Origin of the sequence: Cupriavidus sp. OTU4054 (genome assembly GCF_038440175.1) — a bacterium.
In the GTDB taxonomy this organism is placed as follows: domain Bacteria; phylum Pseudomonadota; class Gammaproteobacteria; order Burkholderiales; family Burkholderiaceae; genus Cupriavidus; species Cupriavidus pauculus_D.
In genome coordinates this window covers 35,334-49,291 of record NZ_JASATF010000032.1, presented here as the reverse complement: position 1 = coordinate 49,291, position 13,958 = coordinate 35,334, and the positions used below count along the sequence as shown (strand labels likewise).

Annotated in this window: 13 protein-coding genes; 6 read left to right on the top strand and 7 right to left on the bottom strand. The window is 65.5% G+C overall.

What is annotated here, in order from left to right; genetic code table 11:
- Positions 1–93: 93 nt before the first annotated feature.
- The 3 genes from yajC (at position 94) to secF (ending at position 3,503) form a co-directional block, all read left to right on the top strand.
- On the top strand, positions 94–420 hold the full coding sequence (yajC, locus tag AAHB16_RS27945; protein ID WP_109580152.1) for a preprotein translocase subunit YajC: 327 nt from the start codon (positions 94–96) through the stop codon (positions 418–420).
- A gap of 206 nt (positions 421–626) precedes the next feature.
- Entirely contained in the window at positions 627–2,507 is a 1,881-nt protein-coding gene (secD, locus tag AAHB16_RS27940; RefSeq protein WP_342052530.1) for a protein translocase subunit SecD, read from the top strand.
- Between the two features lie 21 nt (positions 2,508–2,528).
- Positions 2,529–3,503, top strand: coding sequence for a protein translocase subunit SecF (gene secF / locus AAHB16_RS27935; protein ID WP_150370752.1), 975 nt, complete (start codon positions 2,529–2,531; stop codon positions 3,501–3,503).
- A 75-nt stretch (positions 3,504–3,578) separates the two neighbouring features.
- Here the strand turns inward: secF and AAHB16_RS27930 are convergent, their stop codons facing one another.
- The 7 genes from AAHB16_RS27930 to AAHB16_RS27900 form a co-directional block, all read right to left on the bottom strand.
- A complete protein-coding gene (locus AAHB16_RS27930; protein WP_150370751.1) occupies positions 3,579–4,577 on the bottom strand; it encodes a response regulator in 999 nt (332 codons plus the stop codon).
- Positions 4,574–5,719, bottom strand: a complete 1,146-nt coding sequence (locus AAHB16_RS27925; RefSeq protein WP_150370750.1) for a hybrid sensor histidine kinase/response regulator — start codon at positions 5,717–5,719, stop codon at positions 4,574–4,576. Before AAHB16_RS27925 ends, AAHB16_RS27930 begins: the two co-directional genes overlap by 4 nt.
- A 13-nt stretch (positions 5,720–5,732) precedes the next feature.
- Positions 5,733–7,064 (bottom strand): sensor histidine kinase, encoded by a 1,332-nt coding sequence (locus AAHB16_RS27920; protein ID WP_150370749.1) that lies wholly within the window; start codon positions 7,062–7,064, stop codon positions 5,733–5,735.
- 28 nt (positions 7,065–7,092) lie between these two features.
- On the bottom strand, positions 7,093–8,484 hold the full coding sequence (locus AAHB16_RS27915) for a class I SAM-dependent methyltransferase (protein ID WP_150370748.1): 1,392 nt from the start codon (positions 8,482–8,484) through the stop codon (positions 7,093–7,095).
- Positions 8,485–8,933: 449 nt separating this feature from the next.
- Complete coding sequence (locus tag AAHB16_RS27910; RefSeq protein ID WP_150370747.1) at positions 8,934–9,524, bottom strand: YceI family protein; 591 nt, start codon at positions 9,522–9,524, stop codon at positions 8,934–8,936.
- A gap of 67 nt (positions 9,525–9,591) precedes the next feature.
- On the bottom strand, positions 9,592–10,182 hold the full coding sequence (locus tag AAHB16_RS27905; RefSeq protein WP_150370746.1) for a YceI family protein: 591 nt from the start codon (positions 10,180–10,182) through the stop codon (positions 9,592–9,594).
- A gap of 26 nt (positions 10,183–10,208) precedes the next feature.
- On the bottom strand, positions 10,209–10,787 hold the full coding sequence (locus tag AAHB16_RS27900) for a cytochrome b (protein ID WP_150370745.1): 579 nt from the start codon (positions 10,785–10,787) through the stop codon (positions 10,209–10,211).
- A gap of 334 nt (positions 10,788–11,121) precedes the next feature.
- On the opposite strand from AAHB16_RS27900, the gene AAHB16_RS27895 reads away from it, so the two are divergent.
- The 3 genes from AAHB16_RS27895 (at position 11,122) to AAHB16_RS27885 (ending at position 13,947) form a co-directional block, all read left to right on the top strand.
- Complete coding sequence (locus tag AAHB16_RS27895) at positions 11,122–11,916, top strand: enoyl-CoA hydratase/isomerase family protein (protein ID WP_342052529.1); 795 nt, start codon at positions 11,122–11,124, stop codon at positions 11,914–11,916.
- 78 nt (positions 11,917–11,994) lie between these two features.
- Positions 11,995–12,990 carry a tripartite tricarboxylate transporter substrate binding protein gene (locus AAHB16_RS27890; protein ID WP_342052528.1) on the top strand — a complete coding sequence of 332 codons (996 nt, stop codon included), beginning with the start codon at positions 11,995–11,997 and terminating at the stop codon, positions 12,988–12,990.
- Between the two features lie 36 nt (positions 12,991–13,026).
- Complete coding sequence (locus AAHB16_RS27885; protein WP_342052527.1) at positions 13,027–13,947, top strand: SMP-30/gluconolactonase/LRE family protein; 921 nt, start codon at positions 13,027–13,029, stop codon at positions 13,945–13,947.
- Positions 13,948–13,958 lie beyond the last annotated feature (11 nt).

The window sequence follows — 13,958 nt, the reverse complement described above, 5'->3', positions numbered from 1 at the left end:
AACCCGCAAATCGCCCTAGAATGCACTGGCGGGACATAGACCGGGTGATAGAATGCCCGATTCCCAGATTGATATTTGTGACGGAGAAGTAACGTGCTGATTTCGAACGCCTTTGCCCAGACTGCCAGCGCCGGTGGCGCGGCAGGTGGCCTGATGAGCTTCCTGCCCATCATCCTGATGTTCGCGGTGCTCTGGTTCATCATGATCCGCCCGCAGATGAAGCGTCAGAAAGAGTCCAAGGCCATGCTGGAAGCCCTGGCAAAGAACGACGAGGTCGTGACGGCTGGCGGCATCCTCGGCCGCGTCACCAAGGTGAACGAGAACTACGTAACGCTGGAAATCTCGGAAGGTACCGAGATCACGGTCCAGAAGAACGCCGTCACCACGGTGCTGCCCAAGGGTTCGCTGAAGTCGCTCTGACCGGCGCGTCTTCCCCGGCAAACCGCAATCCGGCGCGCGGCTGACATTTCCCTGTCATCCGCGCGCCCCCGCAGCCGCCTGTACCAGCCAGACGGGTCCGCGAGGCCCCGCCAGGACTGCCAGGCGGCTGTTTGCCAACCGGTCCGGCCATGCCGAGCCGCTTTCCGCGGCGACCCGGCAGGCCGAATCGCAACGACTGGCCAAAGATGAATCGTTATCCGCTTTGGAAATACATCGTGATCCTGGTGGCGCTTGCCATCGGCATCATCTACACGCTGCCGAACTTCTTCGGCGAGGCCCCCGCTGTCCAGGTGTCTTCGGGCAAGGCCACGGTCAAGGTCGACCTCTCCATGCAGAAACGCGTGGAGGACGTGCTGGCGCAGAACCAGCTGCACCCTGACGGCGTGTTCTTCGACGTCTCGGGCCAGTCCGGCTCGATCAAGGCGCGCTTCCGCACGACCGACGATCAGCTGAAGGCCAAGGACGTGCTGTCGCACGCGCTGAACCCCGACGCGAACGATCCGACCTACGTGGTCGCGCTGAACCTGCTGTCGGGCTCGCCGCAATGGCTGACCTCGCTGCACGCGCTGCCGATGTACCTGGGCCTGGATCTGCGCGGCGGCGTGCACTTCCTGCTGCAGGTGGACATGAAGGGCGCGGTCGACAAGAAGCTCGACAGCCTGTCCGGCGACGCGCGCACGCTGCTGCGCGACAAGAACATCCGCCACGGCGGCATCGAGCGCGATGGCGAACGCCTGACCGTGCGCTTCAGCAATGCCGCCGACGCCGACCGCGCGCGCGGCGTGCTGGCCGACAACCTCCGCGAACTCGCATTCACGAACGACGGCAACAATATTGTCGGCACGTTCACGGAAGCCGCGCGCCGCGCGGTGCAGGACGCCGCCGTCAAGCAGAACATCACCACGCTGCACAACCGCGTGAACGAACTCGGCGTGGCCGAGCCGGTGATCCAGCAGCAGGGCTCGGACCGCATCGTCGTGCAGCTGCCGGGCGTGCAGGACACCGCCAAGGCCAAGGACATCATCGGCCGTACCGCGACGCTCGAGGCGCGCCTGGCCGATCCGGACGCGCCGCGCAACCCGCGCGCGGGCGACCCGGTGCCGTTCGGCGACGAACTGTTCACGCAGGGCAACGGCGCGCCGGTGATTCTGCGCAAGCAGGTGATCTTTACCGGCGACCGCATCGAGAGCGCGTCCGCTGGCTTCGACCAGAACCAGCGTCCGTCGGTCAATATCAAGCTCGACGCCCAGGGCGGCCGCGTGCTGCGCGACGTGTCGCGCGAGAACATCGGCAAGCCGATGGGCATCGTGCTGTTCGAGAAGGGCAAGGGCGAAGTGCTGACCGTGGCGACGATCCAGTCCGAACTGGGTTCGAGCTTCCAGATCACCGGTTCCTACTCGACCGAAGCCGCGAACGACCTCGCGCTGCTGCTGCGCGCCGGTTCGCTGGCCGCGCCGATGGACATCATCGAGGAACGCACGATCGGCCCGTCGCTCGGCGCGGACAACATCCAGAAGGGCTTCGACTCCGTGGCCTACGGCTTCAGCGCGATGGCCGTGTTCATGGTGCTGTACTACATGCTGTTCGGCGTGTTCTCGGTGGCCGCGCTGGCCGTCAACCTGCTGTTGCTGATCGCCGTGCTGTCGATGCTGCAGGCCACGCTGACGCTGCCCGGCATTGCCGCTATCGCGCTGGTGCTCGGTATGGCCATCGATGCGAACGTGCTGATCAACGAGCGGATTCGGGAAGAGCTGCGCGCGGGTGCCTCGCCGCAGATGGCCATCGCGATCGGCTTCGACCGCGCATGGGCCACGATTCTCGACTCCAACGTCACCACGCTGATCGCGGGCCTCGCGCTGCTGGCCTTCGGTTCCGGCCCGGTGCGTGGCTTCGCGGTCGTGCACTGCCTGGGTATTCTCACGTCGATGTTCTCGGCGGTCTTCTTCAACCGCGGGCTCGTGAACCTCTGGTACGGCCGCAAGAAGAAGCTGCAAAGCGTGTCGATCGGCCAGATCTGGAAGCCGGGTGCCGAGGCGCCTGCCGCCAAGCCGCCCGTCGCGAAGTAAGAGGACACAGAGGACAACATCATGGAATTCTTCCGCATCAAGCGCGACATTCCGTTCATGAAGCACGCGTTGGTCTTCAACGTGGTGTCCTTCCTGACGTTTGCCGCAGCCGTCTTCTTCCTCTTCCACAAGGGCCTGCACCTGTCGATCGAATTCACGGGCGGTACCGTGATGGAGGTCAACTACCAGCAGGCCGCCAACCTGGAGCAGATTCGCGGCCAGGTGGGCAAGCTCGGCTATACCGACGTGCAGGTGCAGAACTTCGGCACCTCGCGCGACGTCATGATCCGCCTGCCGCTCCAGAAGGGCGCGGACGGCAAGCCGGTGACCTCGGCCGAGCAAAGCCAGCAGGTCATGACCTCGCTGCAGGCCGCCACGCCTGACGTCAAGCTCCAGCGCGTCGAGTTCGTCGGCCCGCAGGTAGGCAAGGAACTGGCCACCGACGGCCTGCTGGCGCTGCTGTGCGTGGTGATCGGTATCGTCATCTACCTGTCGTTCCGCTTCGAGTGGAAGTTCGCGGTCGCGGGCATCATCGCCAACCTGCACGACGTGGTGATCATCCTCGGCTTCTTCGCGTTCTTCCAGTGGGAATTCTCGCTGTCGGTGCTCGCGGCGATTCTCGCGGTGCTCGGCTACTCCGTGAACGAGTCGGTGGTGATCTTCGACCGGATTCGCGAGAACTTCCGGAAGTACCGCAAGATGACCACGCACGAGATCATCGATAACGCGATCACGAGCACGATCTCGCGGACCATCATCACCCACGGCTCGACCGAAATGATGGTGCTGTCGATGTTCTTCTTCGGCGGCCCCACGCTGCACTACTTCGCGCTCGCGCTGACGGTCGGTATCCTGTTCGGTATCTACTCGTCGGTGTTCGTGGCCGCGGCACTCGCGATGTGGCTCGGCGTCAAGCGCGAGGACCTCGTCAAGGGCGAAAAGAAGGGCGGCGAGAATACGGATCGGAACGATCCGAACTTCGGCGCGCAAGCCTGACGACGATTCCAGTACCAGAAAAAACGCCCGGGATATCCCGGGCGTTTTTGTTTGCGGCCAGTGGCACGAAGCGGCTTACGCTTCCAGCATCTTCTCGATCCACACCGCCAGACGGTCCGGCGCGAACCAGTCGCCCCGGGTACCGACACGTGCGGAAATCGTATCGCCTTCGCGCACCAGCTGCAGCGCGCCGCCGGCTTCCTCGATCCACAGCAGCACCGCCAGCCAGCTCGTATGCGCGGGCGACACCGCATCGTCCACCGGCTTCTCGATAAACTCGGCAAGCAGGGCCGGCGTGGTCCACGTCACGACGTCACCGTCCCGGCGCACGGCCTCGCCCACCACCTCGGCCAGCACCGCCGTCACATCCGCGGCGCTCCTTCCGGCAAGCTTCGTGCGCAGTTCGGCCAGCCGCGCTCCGACCGCGTGGCCGAACGCCCCGCTGCGCTGGCTTTCGGCACCGACCAGATCGGCATAATCGACGCGGTTCCAGTCCGGTTCCGGATTCTTCGCACCGGCCAGATCGGCACCGGCCAGATACGTCTCCACGGGCTGGAAGCGGCCCGGGCCGATCAGGCTCGCGGCCAGCGCCTGCACCATGCCGATGCGCGCGGCCAGGGTCTGCTTCTGCATCACCGACAGCTTTTCGCGCACGAGCTGGTCACGCTCGCGTCGCAGGCCCGACAGCTCGAGCGCCTGCTTGAGCTCCATGCGCAGCGCGGTAATGTCCCACGGCTTCTTGATATAGCGGTGGATCTGGCCCTGGTTCACCGCCTCGACGGTCTGGTCGAGTTCCGAGTACGCCGTGGTCAGGATCCGCACGATATGCGGGTAGCGTTCGCGCGCGTAGCGCAGCAGCTCGTTCCCGTATTCGCCGGGCATGCGCTGGTCCGACACCAGCACGGCGAGGCTGTCGCCATGCGCGTCGAGCAGCGCCTTGCCCTCCTCCACCGATCCGCCCGTGACCACGGGCGCCAGTTGCCCGATAGCCCGCTGGAAATATTTGACGGCGGTCGCCTCGTCGTCAACGAACAGAATCGCGGGGGGTGCCTGCGTTGTATTCAGTTCGCTCATCGATCACTCCTGTGCATACGATTCTTGAAATTGGGGAAATCCAGCGTCACGGTCGTGCCGGCGCCGGAGGCCGAAGCGATCCGGATACCGCCACCGAAAGACTGCATGACGCGGTTACAGAAGATCATGCCGAGCCCGCTGCCACCGGCGCCCGCGTGCGTCGTGACGGGGTCGACAAGCAGTCGCTCCATGACTTCGGGCGGAATGCCGGGCCCGTTGTCGGAAATACGAATCTCGGGATGCTCGCCAGCCACGACCACGAACCGCAGCACGGGACCGTGGACATCGGCCAGCGCGCGCAAGCCATTGCTCATCACCGACGACAACACCAGCGCCACGCAGTTGGGCAGCGTCGGCACCGGGAAATCGCCGTGTACTTCCACCTGGACCCAGTCGCGCTGTGCGTCCGCGAATGGATAGGTGTCCAGCAGCGACGCCACAAGCGAACCCGCCGAAACCGGCTCGCCCGACGCCGCGGAACGCGTACCCTGTGCCGACGACATGCCGGCGCTGTTGCGCACCGACTGCAGGAACGACGACAGCACCGCCAGGCAATACTGCGCGTTGTCGTGCATCTTGCCCGCGGCCTGGCCAATCTCGCCGAGCCGCTGCGCCCCGTCCTCGCCGCTCACGCGCGCCTCGATACCGCGCGCGAAATTGGCGATCGCCGCGAGCGGTGTATTGAGTTCGTGCGCGAGAAACGCGAGCGTCTCGTCGATCGCCATCAGCCGCTGCTGGCGCACCGCGCGCTCGCGATGCCGCTCGCCAGCCAGGCGCAGGACCTCGCGCACGCCGTTCACGGCAATCGGTTTCTCGAGAATGCGGAACACCTCACCATTGTTAACGGTCTCGAGCAACATATCCTTATCCGCATACGCGGTGACGAGGATGCGGACGATCTGCGGGTAGTCCTGGGCGACCTGCCGCAGCAGGGAGCCGCCGTCGCGCCCCGGCATGCGGAAGTCGGTCACGAGCACCGAAATGCGCGCACCGTCCGTGCGCAGGACCTCGGTCGCCTCGTCCGCGCTCTTCGCCAGCAGCACGTCGTACTCGCCCCCGACGGCACGCGCGAAATACTTGCAGGCCATCTCCTCGTCATCGACGTAGAGAACGGTCGGCCGGACCTGGGGGATATCGCTCATGACAGCCTCATTCTCATTCCGCGCGCGGCAGATCGAACGCGAACGCCGCCCACTGCCCCACTTCGCTCTCCGCGAACAGCACGCCGCCATGGCGCTCGACCACGGCATAGCTGATCGAGAGGCCGAGGCCGAGCCCCTGCCCCACTTCCCGCGTGGTGAAGAACGGTTCGAACACGCGCGCCAGATGCTCGGGCGCGATACCGGGGCCGTTGTCCTGCACGCGGACATGCAGGCGGCCGTCGAGCCAGCGCACGGTCGTATGGATTGCCGGCCCCTGCGTGCCGGCCTTGCGCATCGCCAGCGCGGCGTTCGAGAACAGGTTGATCAGCACGCCGATGATCGCCGCCTCGTCGCCGAACACGAGCGTGTCGTCGGGCATCTCGCGCGTCATCTTGACGCCGCGCAGCTCGTGCGCGGTCAGCCGGACCGACGAGTCGAGCGCCTTCTCGAACAGGAACGGCGTGCCTTCGACCTCCGCGCCCGGCTTGCGGTACGCGAACGTCTTCAGGTCCGACACGATATGCTGGATCCGCTGCATGCCCTGCTTGGCATCGACGAGGCATTCCTCGAGCATCGGCTCCTTCTTCGTGACGGGTTCTTCCATGGCGACCTCGATCGCCATCAGGCAGAAGTTCACGGGGTTGTTCACCTCGTGCAGCAGACCCGCGGCCAGCGTACCGATCGCCGCCATCTTCTCCTGCTGGAGCATCTGGCCCTTGATATCGACGAGCTGGCGGTTGATGTCCTCGAGTTCGACGTTCTTCTCGGCCACCTCGGCCTTCAATCGGAACAGCATGAAGCGCGCGCGCTCGTTGAAGAACGTGTACACGCCGCTCGCCGCCGCGGCGAACAACAGGAACAGCGAGTTGACGATAAACGTCCCCACGGGCTCGATGCCGCCCGGATGGATAAAACACGCGGCCGCATAAAGCAGATACGACAGGATGCCGAACACCACGTTCTGCCACAGTCCGAACGGCAGCGCGATGCCCGACGCGAAGATCGCGAGGTTCAGCCCGACGTAGTAAGGCGACTGCACGCCCTCGGTCTGCGAGATCATCCACGCGATCATGATCTGCGGCAGCAGCAGCCATGTGAGCGTGAGCCACGGCGCGAAGCGCCGGCCGGCCTCGCGGTGCAGGGCCAGGACCACGCCCGCGATCAGCAGCGAGACGAGCACGCGCGCGATCGCGAACGGCAGTTGCTGCTCTGGATACTGGCCGTAGTCGAGCCCGACGCCGAGCATCACGAGCACGATGGCCGTGTAGGCGCCCCCGCGGGAGAACGCGAGACGAAATTCCGCCAGTTCGGTCTGATAACCGGCGTACAGTTGATTGGCACTCATGTTCGGGGTGGGAAGCTCGACCTCGCTGTCACTGGATGGTGGCTTCGGCGAAGACATTGACCCCGGTTTCATCGACATAGAGTCGGTGTGCATGCGAGTTCTCCGGCAACAACGAGGACATCCCCGATTCGTTGCGATAGATCAGATACCACTCGAGCAGATGCTCCATGCCGAACTTCTCGGGATTGTCGGAATGGACGTTGGTCACCAGCAACTCGCCACCCTGCTTGGTGCGCGAGGCGAAATACGTGAGCAGCCGCGCGCAGACCTTGTCGGACAGGTAGTCGAACAGGCCCGCGCAGTAGACGGCCTCGAACGCGCGCCAGTCCGGCTCGTCGGGCGCGATACGGCGCTTGAGCAGATCGTGCACGGACTGGTGGACCATCTCCACCGACGCCTTGCGGCCGGCCGACGCGGCCGAGCGTTCGATCGAACTCTTCGTGTACTCGAGCGTTTCCTCGCTGAAGTCCACGAGCTGGAACGACAGCAGTTCGGGATTCGGATACTCGCGCACGAAACGCTGGATCTCGAACGCGGGACCGCAGCCCACGTTCAGGATGCGGAACGGCCGGCCCGCGGCGCGCGCGCGCTCGGCCTGGCGCGTGAGGAAGTCCACGAGCAGATCGATGCGGTTGCGGTGGGCGGTGGCCACGGCCGCCTTCAGGAACGCCGTGTTGACGATCTGGAAGTACGTGGTCGGACCCTGCTGCGGATCGCTGAGGATCTGGTTCACCATCTCGTAGTCGCCCGCATAGCCGAGCGGCTTGGTGAACGTGCGATACACGAAGGGCGCGCGCAGCAGCAGCGGATGCAGCGCGGCCTGCGCGTACGTCCGGTGCACGGGCGCGATCTCGGGATCCACGCGCTGCGCCTCGCCCTCGAGCCAGTCGAGGTAGGTCTTGACCTTCGTCATCAGCGGCGTGGCGAGTTCGTAGAACACGTCCTCGCGCAGGCGTCCCTCCACCTTGGGCAGCGACTCGGTCAGATCGACCTGCTCGACCCAGCGGGACACTTCGGACAGGTACGCGCGCATCTCGTTGACCACGATCTGATAATCGCGGCGGATGTTGAAGCGCGTGTCCCAGTCCTGCACGAACATCTCGGCCTCGCGCGCCACGGACTTCGGCTCGTGGTTGACGTCGGTGAGTTCGCGCCACTCGTCGATCAGCGTCAGCGACACCACTGCGGTCAGGCCCGTATTCACGAGGCTCATGACCACGGCCTTGCCGAGGTACGCATTCTTCGTGCCCATGCGGACGCTGAGCTCGCTCAGCACCTCGCTGACCTGCACGATCGAGTATGGGTTGTAGATTTCCATCACCAGAGACTTTCTCTGGAGATTGATGATCGTTCCGCGCACCTGCTCGCCCTGCGAGTTGCGGAAGCTAACTACCGGATCGATTTGCGTTTTGGAGTACACGGTATCGCGCCAGGGAAATCCGAAAAACGCTGCGCGCCAGGGCGCCGCGAACGGCAGGCCGGGTACAGCTCGGGCAAGAGGTCTCGCGGCGGGTGACCGGAATCAGGGAATGCAGCCAAGGCTCATGTCGTATGCGCGCGACCGGTTGTTATGCGGTTAGGATGCGAATAGGGACGCAAACAGGGAAGCGCGAAAGGGAAGCGATTCCCGGAAGCGGTTCCCGGAGAGGTGAGACTGCGGCGACCCATTGTACTGTGGCTCTCGCCGGTCGTACAACCGCGCCGATACCGTAATTGGTGGGGTATGCCCGAGGTCGGTGGCCACGCACCGGAGATGGGCATTCAAACCGATCGAGGGCGAGATGCCTCCGATCGGGGCCGACCCTGCCGCGGGCAGGGTTGCGGCGCACCGCGCGGGGGCCCGCGCGGTGTATGACCAGGCAGGACCGGTTAGTCCGCCTTCACGCCTTCCACCTGGATGGCGAGCTTGACGTCCTGCTTGAAGCCGTACTTCGCGCCGTAGTCCACGCCGAAGTCCGCGCGGTTGAACGTGCCCGACGCATCGGCGCCGCACACTTCGCGCTTGAGCATCGGATGCTCGATGCACTTGAACTGATGAATCTCCAGCTTCACGGGCTTCGACACGCCGCGCAGCGTCAGCACGCCGTCGACTTCGGTCGGCACGTCACCCTTGAACTTCGAGAACTTGCCCTTGTACACGGCGTCCGGGAACGCCTGCACGTCGAACATCTCGGGACCCTTCACATGCTCGTTCAGCTTGCTGTTGCCGAAGTCCACCGACGCGGCGTCGATCTTGACCTCGACGGTGCCGGCCTTGGCCGCGCGGTCCAGCGTGACGACGCCGCTGGACTTGTCGAACTTGCCGCGCCACACCGACAGGCCGCCCAGGTGGTCGGTCTCGAAGCTCGGGTACGTGTGCGTCGGGTCGAGGTTGTACGTGGTCGGCGCGGCCGAGGCCACGAACGTTGCGGAAGCGGCCGCAACGGCGACGAGGGATGCGGTCAGGGTACGCATTTGCATAGAAGATTCTCGCGAATAGGTTCAGGGATGGAAAGGTCGGGACGAAGGCAGGCGGGCATCAGCCCTGTCAGCCCTTCTTCGCCGTCACGATATGGAACTTGATTTGTACATCGTCGGCGACGACGGAAGTGTCCTTCCACTCGCCCTCGCCGATGTTGAAGGCGGTGCGCTTGATCGGCAGCACGCCATCGAACACTTGCCCCGCGGCGTCCTGGCGATAGGTCGCCGGTACCACCACGTCAACGGTCTTGCCCTTGATGGTCAGCTTGCCGGCCACGTCGAACTTGCCCGCGCCGCTGCTCTTGATGCTCGTCGACTGGAACGTTGCCTTCGGAAATTTCGCAGCGTCGAACCACTCGCGGCCCTTGACCTCCTTGCTGGTCTCGGCGTCGCCGATCTCGAAGCTGGCCACGTCGATCTCGATCTTGGCCGAGGACGTCGCAAGCTTGTTGGGATCGAAGTCGACGGTCGCATCGAACTTCTTGAACTTGCCTTCCATCGGCACGCCGATCTGGCGCGCGGTCGCGGTGACGGCGCTCTTGGCCGTATCCACCTGCGCCCACGCGAGTCCGGCGACCGAGGCGAGCGACGCGGCGGCCGCCAGGGCTGCCACACCGGTGACGAGCGGACGCATGCCGCGGCGGGTGATGCTTGTCATCTGCAACTCCTTGCTTGGGAAAACGCTCAACGAAGAAACGGCAGCATGCGGGCCAGCGTGCCATCGCGGTCGATGACCTGATGCTTGATGGCGGCCAGCGCATGCACGACGACGATCGCCGCCATCGTGTAGTTGAGCCAGATATGGGCGGTCTGAAGCACGACCTTGGCCGTGTCGCCGGGCTCGATCAGCATCGGCAGCTTCCACAGGCCCAGATACACCACGGGCACGCCGGCGGCGCAGCTATAGAGATAGCCCGTCACCGGTACCACGAGGATCAGCACGTACAGCAGATGATGGGCGCCCGCGGCGGCGCGTGCCTGCCATGCGGGCGTACCCGCCGCGACCGGCGGCGCCGCATGCGTGGCGCGCCAGATCACGCGCAGCACGGCCAGCGCGAAAATCGTCACGCCCAGCCATTTGTGCCACGAGAACAGCTTGAGCTTGGTCGGCGTGAAACCGGGAATGCCGGTCATGTACAGGCCGAGGCCAAACGCGGTGAAGATGCCGAAGGCAATCAGCCAGTGGAAACCGATCGCAGTCGCGGTGTAGCGGGTCACGGCGCCCGGCGTCGCGGTTGCGTGTAGCACCTTCGTCGAATTCATGAATGCATCCCTTTCTGCTCGAGGGGGGTCTTGTTGTGCGGCCGGCTACTTGCTGCGCCAGCGATTCTCGCATTATTGGGGGACCGGCGTGCGGCTTGAAAGTCCGAACTTCATTAAGTTGTTCAAATGATTTGATGTGACCGGATGTCGCAGCCGCCACCCGTCACCTCCACGTTGCGGCGCCATCGGCATCGACCCGTCTTGACACGCGCCAAACGCAACCGGATGATAGTTCGAACGTCGTTCCGACTTATAGAACATATTAACCAACGACGAGCGGACGGCTGCGCCGACAGACGCGCGGACCGAGACAGACCCTTGCAGGAGACGCACGATGGACGAGACCGTCCGGGTGACCCGCCACGCCGGCTGGGCCGTGATTCGCATCGACCGCGAAGCGCGGCGCAACGCGCTGGACCGCGCCACGCGCCATGCGCTGGCGGCCGCGCTGGCGAATCTTCGGGGCGACACGCGCGCGATCGTGCTGACGGGCACGGGCGCCAGTTTCTGCGCGGGCCTCGACCTGCGTGAACGCGAGGAAGAGCGCGCCGCGGGCGCACCCGATCTTGCGGGCCAGGAAGCCATCGAACTCAACCTCGCCATGCGCGCGCATCCGGCCATCTTCATCGCGGCCGTCAACGGCCTGGCGCTGGGCGGCGGTGTCACGCTCGTCAACAGCTGCGACCTCGCCATCGCGTCGTCCACGGCCGCGCTAGGCTGTCCCGAGATCGGCTTTGCCAATTACGCGAGCATGGCCGGCCCGACCTCGCAACTGCTGCTCACGCGCAAACGCGCGGCCTGGCTGCTGCTGACCACCGAACGCATCGATGCCGCGACCGCCGCGGACTGGGGCCTCGTGAACGAGGTCGTTCCGCCGGCGCAGCTCGATGCGCGCGCGGCCGAACTCGCCGTGCGGCTGGCCGGCTTCGACGCGGTCGCGCTCGCCGAAACGAAGGCCGCGCTGGAGAAGATTCCGGCCGAGATCACGCGCTGGCGCGAAGCCATGGACTATGGCCAGACCGTCAACGCGCGCATTCGCGAACGCACGGCCGCGGCATCGGCGGGCCTCGCGCCGGCGGGCCTCGTGCATTCCAACGCGGGCGGCCGCCATCGCGGCCAGGGCACCTAGCCCCCCCCCTTTTTACTCGTCACCCATGCGACATGCCACAGAGCATGCGCAGGCACCGACCCTGCATCAGGAGACAACATGCCACGCAGCATCCCCCGTCGACGCTTCCTCCGTACCTGCGCCACGCTCATCGCCGCGGCCATGGGCGCCACCTCGGTGCCCGCCGCGTTCGCGGCAGACGCCTTTCCTTCCAAGCCAATCACGATCATCGTGCCGTTCTCGGTGGGCGGCTCCACGGACCTCGTCGCACGGCTCGTCGCCACGGGCATGAGCGCGCGCGGCACCAGCGCGCTCGTCGACAACCGCACGGGCGGCGGCGGCGTCATCGGCTGGGGCACGGTCGCACGCGCGGCGCCCGATGGCTACACGATGCTCACGACGGAGATGTCGTATGCGATCGCGGCCACGCTGCTGCCCAAGCTGCCGTTCGATCCGCACAAGGCGTTCCAGATGGTGACGGTAGCCGCGGCCATGCCGCACGTGCTCGTGGTCCATCCGAGCGTGCCCGCGAAGACCGTGCAGGAGTTCATCGCGCTGGCCAAGGCCAACCCCGGCAAGTACTACTACGGCTCCGGCGGCAACGGTACCAATACCCACCTCGGCGGCGCGCTGTTCAACAACCTCGCCGGCGTGAACCTCGTGCACGTGCCGTACCGCGGCGCGGGGGCCGCGATGCAGGACCTGATGGGCGGACAGGTGCAGGCGCTGATCACCTCGCTGCCGACCGCCCTTCCCTATATCAAGAGCGGCAAGGTGCGCGCGCTGATGCTCGCCAACGACACGCGCTCGCCGGTGCTGCCCGACGTGCCGGCCGCACCCGAGGTCGGCATGCCCAGGATGGTCATGAAGTTCTGGGTCGGATTCTCGGTGCCGGCGGGCACTCCGCAACCGGTCATCGACAAGCTGAACAAGGAAATGGTGGACGCGGTCAACACGCCGGAGATTCGCAAGAGCCTGCAGGATCAGGGGCTCGACCCGGTGGGCAGCACGCCCGCCCAGGCCACGAAGCTGCTGAACGACGAGATCACGCGCTGGGGCGCGGTCATCAAGGCCGCGAACATCAAGGCAGACTGAAGCCAGAAGACTGTAGACCGAAAGAGGATCCGCGACATGTGGAACGTCAATTTCACGCCCCCGCAAATCATCGAGGCACGCGTGCTGACGCGCATGCCCGACGCGCTGCGCATCGCCCGCCGCAGCGAATGGGCCGACGCCAACAAACCCGGGCAGATCGTCGATAGCTTTCTCGAGGGGCCGACCTTCGACCGCGAGGGCAATCTGTTCGTCACCGACATTCCGCACGGCCGCATCTTCCGTATCGCACCCGATCTGCGCTGGGAAGCGTTCGCCGAGACCGCCGGCTGGCCCAACGGCATCGCGATGCATCGCGACGGCAGCCTCTGGGTGGCGGACTATCGCTGCGGCCTCCTGCGCGTGGAGCCCACGCATGGCGATGTCACGGTCGTACGCGGGCATCGCAACTCGGAAAGCTTTCGCGGCATCAACGACCTTACGTTCGATGCCGAGGGCAACCTCTACTTCACCGACCAGGGTCAGACGGGCCTGCACGATCCGACCGGCCGCGTCTATCGCCTGCGGCCCTCGGGCCAGATGGACCTGCTGCTGTCGAACGTGCCGAGTCCCAACGGCATCGTGCTCGATCCCTCGCAGCGCTTTCTGTTCGTCGCCGCGACGCGCGCCAATGCGGTGTGGCGCATGCCGGTGCTGCCCGACGGTTCCGTCTCGAAGGCGGGCGCGTTCCAGACGTTCTTTGGCACCAGCGGCCCCGACGGCCTCGCGATGGATGCCGAGGGCCGCCTCGTGGTCGCGCATGCGAGCCTCGGCGGCGCGTTCGTGCTCGACGCGCATGGCTGGTGCACGCATTTCATCCGCAGTCCGATCGGCGGCACGGTGACCAATATCGCGTTCCGGCCCGGCACGAACAAGCTCGTGCTGACCGAATCGGCCAGCGGCACCGTGCTCGAAGCCGAACTGCCGGCCGCGGGCGCGCCGCTGTTCTCCCACGCCTAGGCGCCTGATCG

What these genes read in the sequence shown, in the direction of transcription:
- secF (WP_150370752.1), top strand. Translation starts at nt 2,529, where the DNA reads ATGGAATTCTTCCGCATCAAGCGCGACATTCCGTTCATGAAGCACGCG.
- AAHB16_RS27920 (WP_150370749.1), bottom strand. Translation starts at nt 7,064, where the DNA reads ATGAGTGCCAATCAACTGTACGCCGGTTATCAGACCGAACTGGCGGAA.
- secD (WP_342052530.1), top strand. Translation starts at nt 627, where the DNA reads ATGAATCGTTATCCGCTTTGGAAATACATCGTGATCCTGGTGGCGCTT.
- AAHB16_RS27930 (WP_150370751.1), bottom strand. Translation starts at nt 4,577, where the DNA reads ATGAGCGAACTGAATACAACGCAGGCACCCCCCGCGATTCTGTTCGTT.
- AAHB16_RS27895 (WP_342052529.1), top strand. Translation starts at nt 11,122, where the DNA reads ATGGACGAGACCGTCCGGGTGACCCGCCACGCCGGCTGGGCCGTGATT.
- AAHB16_RS27890 (WP_342052528.1), top strand. Translation starts at nt 11,995, where the DNA reads ATGCCACGCAGCATCCCCCGTCGACGCTTCCTCCGTACCTGCGCCACG.
- AAHB16_RS27885 (WP_342052527.1), top strand. Translation starts at nt 13,027, where the DNA reads ATGTGGAACGTCAATTTCACGCCCCCGCAAATCATCGAGGCACGCGTG.
- AAHB16_RS27900 (WP_150370745.1), bottom strand. Translation starts at nt 10,787, where the DNA reads ATGAATTCGACGAAGGTGCTACACGCAACCGCGACGCCGGGCGCCGTG.
- AAHB16_RS27910 (WP_150370747.1), bottom strand. Translation starts at nt 9,524, where the DNA reads ATGCAAATGCGTACCCTGACCGCATCCCTCGTCGCCGTTGCGGCCGCT.
- AAHB16_RS27925 (WP_150370750.1), bottom strand. Translation starts at nt 5,719, where the DNA reads ATGAGCGATATCCCCCAGGTCCGGCCGACCGTTCTCTACGTCGATGAC.
- AAHB16_RS27905 (WP_150370746.1), bottom strand. Translation starts at nt 10,182, where the DNA reads ATGACAAGCATCACCCGCCGCGGCATGCGTCCGCTCGTCACCGGTGTG.